This window comes from Pseudonocardia sp. KRD291, from assembly GCF_019263595.1.
In the GTDB taxonomy this organism is placed as follows: domain Bacteria; phylum Actinomycetota; class Actinomycetes; order Mycobacteriales; family Pseudonocardiaceae; genus Pseudonocardia.
In genome coordinates this window covers 43367-51463 of record NZ_JADQDD010000010.1, presented here as the reverse complement: position 1 = coordinate 51463, position 8097 = coordinate 43367, and the positions used below count along the sequence as shown (strand labels likewise).

Below are 8097 nucleotides of genomic sequence, written 5' to 3'. Positions count from 1 at the left end.
GCGCTCCGGACCCGCAGTGCCCGCCGATCCGGTGCGGGTACCCGGCTACCCTCGATCCGCCCATCGGGCACCCCGTTCCATCGTGTCGTGCACCGACGGGCCGGGCGGGCTCGTGTCCGACAATGTCGTGTCGGGTCCTGCGGCGCGGAGCATGGTGACCGCGTCGGCCCCGTCGACCGAGCCGAACCGTTCGAAATGCGCGAGATCCACCGTGACGAACACGGCATGTGCGGTGAACCGCACCGCACCGTCTGCGGCGCGCCCCTCGGCCGCCATCGTCAGCCGGCGGCCGTCCTGACTCACGAGCCGGCCCACCAGCCGATGCGGCTCCCCCACCGGCACCGGTGCGAGGTAGTCCACCTGGAGACTGCGGGTGACAGCCGGCTGCCGCAGCACATAGAGAAGGAACGCCACCAGGTCGTCGCAGGCCGACGCCAGCACTCCGCCGTGCACGACACCGTGGGCACCGGCATGCTTCGGCGCGAAGTACACGTCGGCCATTACCTCGTCGCCGACGCGGTAGACCTGCAACGCGATTCCGGCCGGGTTGTCCGGGCCGCAGCCGAAGCAGCGGTCCCCGTGCGGGTCGAGCAGGACCGCGCCTGCTGGGCGCGGAGGGAGCTCCGTCATCGGTGGACCCTTCGTTGGGTGTATGTCCGTCTTCTTGACAGCGTGCCACCGTCTGTCAGGCTGCCATCATGGCACAACGGCAGCAGCGGTTCCCCGGTGTCACGCGCCGCCTGCTGCGCGACGCCGTGATCGACGCCACCGCCCAGGTCGCCGCCCGATCCGGCTGGGAGTCACTGCACATGGGCGACGTGGCGGTCGCGGTGGGCATCAGTCGGCAGACCCTCTATGCGGAGTTCGGCTCGAAACCGGCTCTGCTCCGCGCGGTTGTGCTCCGCCGTACCGACCGGCTCCTCGGTGCGCTCTCGAACGTGCTGGCGGGAGCGGGTGGCGACGCCCAGGAGGCAGTCCGCACCTGTTGCCGGTTCGTGCTGAACGCAGCCCGGGACGACCCCATGGTGGCCTGGCTGCTGACCGGAGCGGAGAGCAGCCTGCTCGATCTGGTCACCACGGACGCGACCCCGATCATCGACCGCGCCACCGCAGCCCTCACCGGTCACGTCATGCAACGCCATCCCGCTTCGGATCCGCGCCGTGTGGCAGTGGCCGCCGATACGCTGGCCCGGCTCCTGGTCAGCCACGTGGTACTGCCCGACCGCGACGTGGACACCGTGGCCGGTGAGATCGCCGAACTGCTCGGGCCCTACCTGCGGGAAGTCCTCCCGAACGAGTGACCCGGATGCGGCGAACTCCCGGGTCTGTGCAACGTCAGTCCGACGGCGCGTGGCCCTCCCGCGCCGGGTCCTCCGCGACGAGGACCTCCGGAACCGGCACGTCCGGCCCGAGCACGAGACCGATCATGGTGCGGGCGACGGCCTCCGGTGTGTCGCGCGCAGGGTCCATCCACTTGTAGACCCAGCTGGTCATGCCCAGCAACGCGTGCGCGGCGTGTCGGGCGTCCAGCCCCCCTGCCGGGCCGTCCGCCCCGTTCGCGGCCTGGATGACCTCAGCGACACGCCGGACGTAGGCCCGCTCCTTGCGCCGGATGTCGGCGTCGAAACTGTCGTCCAGCCGCGGACGCTGGTCGAAGAACACCGCGAACAGGCTCGGCTCCTCGGCGACCATCCGCACCTGGTGAGCGATGAGCGTGGCCAGCCGTTCCCGAGGGTCGGGGATGCCGGACATCGCGTCCAGACGGTGCAGTGACAGGGTGATCGCCCGATCGAAGATCAGGTAGAGCAACTGGGCCTTGCTGCGTACGTAGTGGTACAGGCTCGCCTTGCTGAACCCGAGCACGGCCGCGACGTCATCGAGCGAGCCAGCGTCGAATCCTCGTTCGTGGAAGACCACGGTGGCGGTGTCGATGATCTCCTCGAGGCGTACGCGGTACTCCGGCGACGGTTCGGTCAGCCGGGGACGGCCCGGGCGGCGCCGCGGCACGGCGGACTCGGTGTCGCGATCGGCTGCCGCCGCCATCGCTCGCCCCTTCATCCCCGAGTAGCTGGTCACGACCTACTCTAGTAGGCGCGTCACCGCCCCTGTCCCCCGGCGCTCCGACCTGCGCAGTCCGGACTCAAGCCGGTCCCGCCGCCGAGAGCCGCCGCTCCACCTCGTGGCGCTGGATCTTTCCCGTTGTGCTTCGCGGCAAGTCAGTCGGTTCGACGAAGTGGACGACTCGGGGGATCTTGTATGCGGCGATCCGCCCGCGCAACCGCTGGAGCAGATCCTCAGCTGAGAGGTCAGCACCAACGGCACGCACCACGACCGCCACCGGCACCTCGCCCCAGCGCTCGTCGGCGTGACGTACGACCACGGCGTCGGCGACCCGCTCGTCGGCAAGCAGCTCGCGCTCGATCTCGGCGGGATAGATGTTCTCCCCACCTGACTTGATCATGTACTTGACCCGGTCGACGAAGTCGAGTGCGCCATCGGCTTGGCGGACGAAGCAGTCACCGGTGTGAAACCAGCCGCCCCGGAAGTCCTCTGCGTTGACCTCCGGGGCCGACCAGTACCCGCTGAACAGTGTTGGACCGCGGAACGCCAGCTCCCCCGGCGTGCCGTCGGGGACATCGCGGTCCTCCGCGTCCACCAGTCGGACCATGCCGAGAGGGCTCTGACGCTTAGGAAGCGTCGCGGGCGCCGCACCGATGCCGATCCGGTTCGCGGACGCCGGCGCGAGCCCGCACTCGGTCGAGCCGAACGTGTTTGCATAGGGACAGTCCAGCAAGGCCGTCAGTGCCGCGATCTGCCGGCGGGGCACCAGATCGGCCATCGCCCCGACCAGCCGAACTCCACGCACCGGGCGCCCTCCGCCCTGGCCGGTCAGGGCACCCAGCAACTGCTCGATCATCCCGGGCATCGCGACCAGCCAGCTGAGGCGGTGGCGTTCCAGCGCAGCCCCGATCGCGTCGAGGTCCAGCCCGTCGCAGATCACCACCCGGCCGCCGAGCATAAGTGTGATCAGGCTCTGGTCAGTGGAGGCCATGTGGAACATCGGCGCCCATGCCACGAAGGCGTCCTCGCAGGTCGCGCCGGTGATCGTCGCGAACAGGCCCGCGCGGGCGATCATCGCGCGGTGGCTGACCAGGGCGCCCTTGGGCGGGCCCGTGGTGCCGCTGGTGTAAAGAATGGTGAGGCCGTCCTCGGGGTCGACCCGCCCGGTGGCGCCCGGAGCGACCGGGCCGGCGGCAGCAAGCAGGTCGTCGAGCTCCTCGCCGAGCACCACGACACGGCGCGCGCCGTGTGCCACCGCGGCCAGGGCGGGGAGGAACCGCGGCGAGACCACGACCAACGACGGCTCGACCAGCCGGATGCAGTGCTCCAGTTCGCTCGGCACCAGCCGCCAATTGAGGCAGGCCGTGATGGCCCCCAGCCGCCCGGCTGCCACCTCGAGCTCGACGTACTCGTGCCGGTTCTCCGCGAGCACCGCGACACGGTGTCCGTGGCGCACGCCGTACGCCATCAGCACCCCCGCCAGACGCGCCACCCGATCATCGAGTTCGCGGTAGGTCCAGGTCCGCCCGGCCTCCTCGATCGCCACCTCGTCGGGGGCGCAGCGCGCCTGCTCAGCGACCAGATCGCCGACGGTCACCGAGAAGCTCCGCGGCGCTACACCGAGCCGGGCTGCGGTCATCGGTATGCCCACTCCCGTTCCGCCCGGGGCCTGCGTCGCACGCTCCACCTCGCTCGCCCCGGCACGCGACTATTGCGGGCGGGACAGCCGGGACGACCCGTCGGGACGGCGGGGCACGTACCCGCAAATTGGAGTCACGAACGTACGGAGACGCCTCGAACTCGTCAACTGCGAGGTCGGCAGAACTCGCCCACAGGCCCGGGTGGCAACCCGGCCGCTATCGGCTCAACACGTCGGCGATGCGCTACCGCCCGTCCACCAGCGCGACGGCGGCGACCAGTCGGGCGCTACTGACGGCGCCGGGCAGCTCGAGGTTGCGGAATTGTCTGGTCCACGAAGCAGCACCTCCGCGCGAGATCCTCCGCAGGCTCCGCACGACTGACTCCGGCACGATGGCGAGACCGTCTCCGGCTGGGCCGACGCCGGTTCCCGCATGATGCCGAACTTCTTGCGAGCCGGTCGGCTAAGGCGCCGCTGACGACGTCCTGCGCTCCGCGCCGGTCGGAGTCCAGCGGGTCGAACGCATAGCCGTAGCTCCGTTCCGTTCGACAGCCACGATGACGTCGCCGAACAGCCGGACGGTGCTCCGGCGCACGATCAGCGCGGTCTGCACAGCCGGGCCACGCAGCCCGTCGCCTCGACCGACATCGCCACCGCGTCCGAGCAGGCTGACCACGGTCGCGACGACAGCGTTGCGCCGGCCGGACCACGATGGCCGCCCGTGCGCAGCCCTGGGGCTCGCGACGGCTTGCCGAGCGGTGCCATGGCCTTCGGCCGGTACCCGCGGCGCCGAGTCCCGGTCGTCATGGGACTCGAACATCCTGGCCGGTCGTGACGCCGGGAGGGGGATGAACAGATCGCTCAGCTGGCCGTGGTGTCACTGCCGATCTCGATCCCGACACCAGCGAGCGCGCCTGCAGCGAGTTGCTCCAGGAGTCCGACGAGGCGCGCCCGCGGAATGGCGTCCCTGATATGCGCCGTCCCGTTCAGCATCGACAGCATCACCTTCACGACTGCGCGGACGTCGGGCTCGGTCAGGTCCGCACCTTCCGCTGAGATGGCCTCGCACCAGACGCCTTCGTACTCGCGCTGGCGGCGACGTAGCTGTCGCAGCTCTCGGACCGGGAGCTCCTGCTGTTCACGAAGGTAGACCGCAAGAAGTGCTCGTTCGTTCGCCGCGAATTCCACGTGGAACTCGACGAGCCGCGCAATTGCGACTGATCGGGCGCCACCAGACGCGACGATCGCCCGAGATCCGTCGAGGAGGTGGTCCATCGCCGCGTCACAGAGCGTCATCAGCAGCTCGACCTTGCTCGTGAAGTGGCGGTACACGCCCGGTCCCGAGATCCCGACTGCACGGCCGATGTCATCGGTGCTGACCGCATGGAAACCCCTGGCCGCGAACAGGTCGGCCGCCGCCTGGAGCAGCGCTGACTTCCGCAGCGAGAGGGTGCCTTCGCTCCGGTTCACGGCAGGCATGTAGACGCCCCCACTTGCGACTCCTCGGATAGTGACCCAGAAGGCCCATAGGTTAGTCAGCGCTAACCTTGCCATGCCAGCCAACAGGACCTCCGGGCGGGCTCAGCACGGTCGCACTCAGTCCGACAGCCACCGCTTCGAGGCGGGACGGGCTGGTCCAGCCGGCCGTTCGCGGCCAGCATGCTCTCGACCTGTTGCAGGCGACGGACCATCGCCTTCGACGCTCGGTCGCGTCGCCGACCGCCACTGCTGGCCTCCGACCGCAGTGGCTCGCCCGGCATTTCGTTGCCGAGAATCTGCCCACGCAACTGATCCGCCAGCACGTCGGTCGCCGACAGCCGCGGCTGTCGGCAAGCGTATATCGGGGCCTCGCGCACAACACGGACAGTGCCCGATGGATCCACGCGGTCCCCCAGATCCGCCCCGGTCGTCCGATGGGACAGGACCGCACAAGTGAGGACCACACCCCCTCGATCCTGTACCTGGCATCGGCTTATGAAGTCGACTGCTCCGCCGCGCGAGCGGCGGGTAACGCGGTGGGCGCGACGTTCTGTTCGAGCTTGCGCTTCGGCTTGTGGCGATAGGAACCCCAGCCCGCTGCCGCGCAATCCCGAGGTCGGACGACGTGCACTGGGTCGCTGCTGACCGAGCGGACCACGGCAGCGTTGGAGCGCAACGACGCGGCACTGCGCGCCGACCGGCACAGCGAGGTCCTCATGGACCACCGCGCCGGTCGGTCACACCCGTGAATCCAAACGGACTTCGAGTCAACTTCGGGTAACGAAATTTCTATCGTAAGCCTGGCCCGTCTATGGGGGCTTCTGCTTGACCGCGAGCCGAGCTCGCTCTACCGTTCGGGCTCTCAGCGAAAAAACTTCGAACTCCGAAGGAATCGGATGCGGGAACCCCAGCTGCGCGTCGCGATCGTCGGGGGTGGCATCGGGGGCCTTGCCGCCGCCGGTGCACTCGTCGGCCGCGGGATCGACGTGACCGTCCACGAGCGCGCTACAGGCCTCGGTGAGATCGGTGCCGGTGTATTCGTGACGCCGAACAGCGTCCGTCTGCTCGAGCGGATGGGCCTGGGTGGTGCGATTGCGGCCGCAGGAGCGCGAGTGGGCGACGGCTCGTCGTACTACCGCAAGGACGGCGCACTGGTCGCCCCGATCCTGACCACCGACTCGTCTGGCGAGATCGCTGCCTTCGGCATGCACCGAGCCGACCTGCTCGGCCTGCTGGCCGACGCGCTGCCGGAGGGCACGGTCCACACCGGCAAGGAGTGTGTCGGCTTCCGCCAGGACACCGACGGTGCGGAGGTGGAGTTCGCCGACGGCAGCTCGGTCGGCGCGGACGTCGTTGTAGCGGCGGACGGCATCAACTCGAACCTTCGAGGACACGTCGTCGAACCCAGAACGGCGGTGCACTCCGGCTCGGTCGCTTACCGGGGTCTGATCGACGCGGAACGCCTCCCCTGGTGGACACCGGGCGTTTCCCAGCTGTGGATGGGCGAGGGCAAGCACTTCCTCGTCTACCCCGTCCGGGGCGGTGCCCAGATCAACTATGTCGGGTTCGTACCCAGCGACGAACAGACCACGGAGTCGTGGAGCGCACCGGGAGACCCCGCGAAGCTGGCCGCCGCATTCGCTGACTGGGACCCGCGCATCGTCGGCCTGCTGGACGAGGTCGAGGAGGCCTTCTGGTGGGGTCTCTACGACCGCGAGCCGCTCGACCGGTGGTCCGAGGGCCGGCTGACGCTGCTCGGTGACGCGGCCCACCCTATGCTGCCCCACCTTGGGCAAGGCGCCAACCAGTCGGTGGAGGACGGCGTCGCCCTGGCCGTCCTGCTGGCCGCGGGCGGCCGGGAGGGCGTCGAAGCGGCGCTCCAGGCCTACGAGGAGCTGCGACGCGAACGCACCTCTGCGATACAGCTCGGCGCCCGCGCGAACGGTCGACGCTACGACTCCGCCTATCCGGACCTGCGGGACCGGGACGCCGAGATCGCCGCCTCGGCGACCTTCCGGCTCTGGCTCTACGACTACGACAGCCAGACGGAGGCCGAGGCGGTCGCACGCACCCTGAAGACGACCGTGGCGGCAGGACGGCGAGGCCGAGCGACACGAGCGGAGCACCCATGACGTCCGCGAAACACGGTCACAGCATCCTGCCCAGCCGCGCCGCCTCCCGCTGCAGCACGTCCAGGAAGCGGCCCAGCATGGTCTCCATCGACACTCGAGCGCTGAACGCGCTGACGCTCATCGCCCCGCATGTAAGGCCGGTGCGGTCGACCACCGGCACGGCCATGGTCCGCATCCCGAACTCGAGTTCCTCGTCGGTCAGCGCGAAGCCCTCCACCCTAGCCCGGTGCACCCGGTCTCGGATGTCGGCCACCGTGACCAGGGTATTCGGCGTGTTCCGCTGTGGCCGTGCGCGGCGCAGCCGTTCGTTCAGCTCGTCGTCGTCCAGTGCGGCGAGCAGCACCCGCCCGGTCGCCGAAGCGTGCAGGGGCAGTGCGACGCCGACGCGGACACCGGCGGACACGATTCGGGCAGCCTCGGCCCGCGCCACGAACAGCGAGTCGTCGCCGTCGAGGACGGCGAAGGACGCCGACTCGTCAAGCTGGTCATGAACGGCCTGCAGGCACGGTTGAGCGAGCACCGGCAGCGGCGCGCTGCTCGAGTAGGCGGCGGCCAGTCGCATCATCCGCGGCGTCGGGCGGAAGTACTTGCCGTCGTGGCTGACATAGCCAAGATCGACCATCGTCAGGAGGCACCGCCGGGCGGCCGCCGGCGTCGTTGCGGACTGCGCCGCAGCCTCGCTCACCGTCAGCTGTGTACGGAGCGGCCCGAAGGCCTCGATGATCGCCAGGCCCTTGGCCAGGCCTCCCATGCTCTCTCGCCGGCCACCGCCCTCCGGGTCGACCC

Annotated in this window: 7 protein-coding genes; 2 read left to right on the top strand and 5 right to left on the bottom strand. The window is 69.8% G+C overall.

Going from position 1 to position 8097, the window contains the following annotated elements:
* Nucleotides 1-45: 45 nt before the first annotated feature.
* The gene (locus I4I78_RS03295; RefSeq protein ID WP_218609668.1) at nucleotides 46-630 is read right to left on the bottom strand and encodes a PaaI family thioesterase; all 585 of its coding nucleotides are present in this window, start codon (nucleotides 628-630) and stop codon (nucleotides 46-48) included.
* 125 nt (nucleotides 631-755) lie between these two features.
* Between I4I78_RS03295 and I4I78_RS03290 the strand changes: the two genes are divergently transcribed.
* The gene (locus I4I78_RS03290) at nucleotides 756-1301 is read left to right on the top strand and encodes a TetR family transcriptional regulator (protein WP_218609667.1); all 546 of its coding nucleotides are present in this window, start codon (nucleotides 756-758) and stop codon (nucleotides 1299-1301) included.
* Between the two features lie 34 nt (nucleotides 1302-1335).
* Here I4I78_RS03290 and I4I78_RS03285 read toward each other — a convergent pair whose 3' ends face one another.
* The 3 genes from I4I78_RS03285 to I4I78_RS03275 all read right to left on the bottom strand — a co-directional run bounded on the left by I4I78_RS03285 (nucleotide 1336) and on the right by I4I78_RS03275 (nucleotide 5170).
* Nucleotides 1336-2043, bottom strand: coding sequence for a TetR/AcrR family transcriptional regulator (locus I4I78_RS03285; protein ID WP_218609666.1), 708 nt, complete (start codon nucleotides 2041-2043; stop codon nucleotides 1336-1338).
* 97 nt (nucleotides 2044-2140) lie between these two features.
* Entirely contained in the window at nucleotides 2141-3658 is a 1518-nt protein-coding gene (locus I4I78_RS03280) for a class I adenylate-forming enzyme family protein (protein WP_218609665.1), read from the bottom strand.
* Between the two features lie 903 nt (nucleotides 3659-4561).
* Nucleotides 4562-5170: a TetR/AcrR family transcriptional regulator gene (locus I4I78_RS03275; protein WP_218609664.1), complete on the bottom strand. Its 609-nt coding sequence runs from the start codon at nucleotides 5168-5170 to the stop codon at nucleotides 4562-4564.
* 905 nt (nucleotides 5171-6075) lie between these two features.
* Here I4I78_RS03275 and I4I78_RS03270 point away from each other — a divergent pair.
* Nucleotides 6076-7311 carry an FAD-dependent monooxygenase gene (locus I4I78_RS03270; RefSeq protein ID WP_226379004.1) on the top strand — a complete coding sequence of 412 codons (1236 nt, stop codon included), beginning with the start codon at nucleotides 6076-6078 and terminating at the stop codon, nucleotides 7309-7311.
* Nucleotides 7312-7327: 16 nt separating this feature from the next.
* Here the strand turns inward: I4I78_RS03270 and I4I78_RS03265 are convergent, their stop codons facing one another.
* Nucleotides 7328-8062 carry an IclR family transcriptional regulator C-terminal domain-containing protein gene (locus I4I78_RS03265; RefSeq protein ID WP_218609663.1) on the bottom strand — a complete coding sequence of 245 codons (735 nt, stop codon included), beginning with the start codon at nucleotides 8060-8062 and terminating at the stop codon, nucleotides 7328-7330.
* Between the last annotated feature and the right edge of the window lie 35 nt (nucleotides 8063-8097).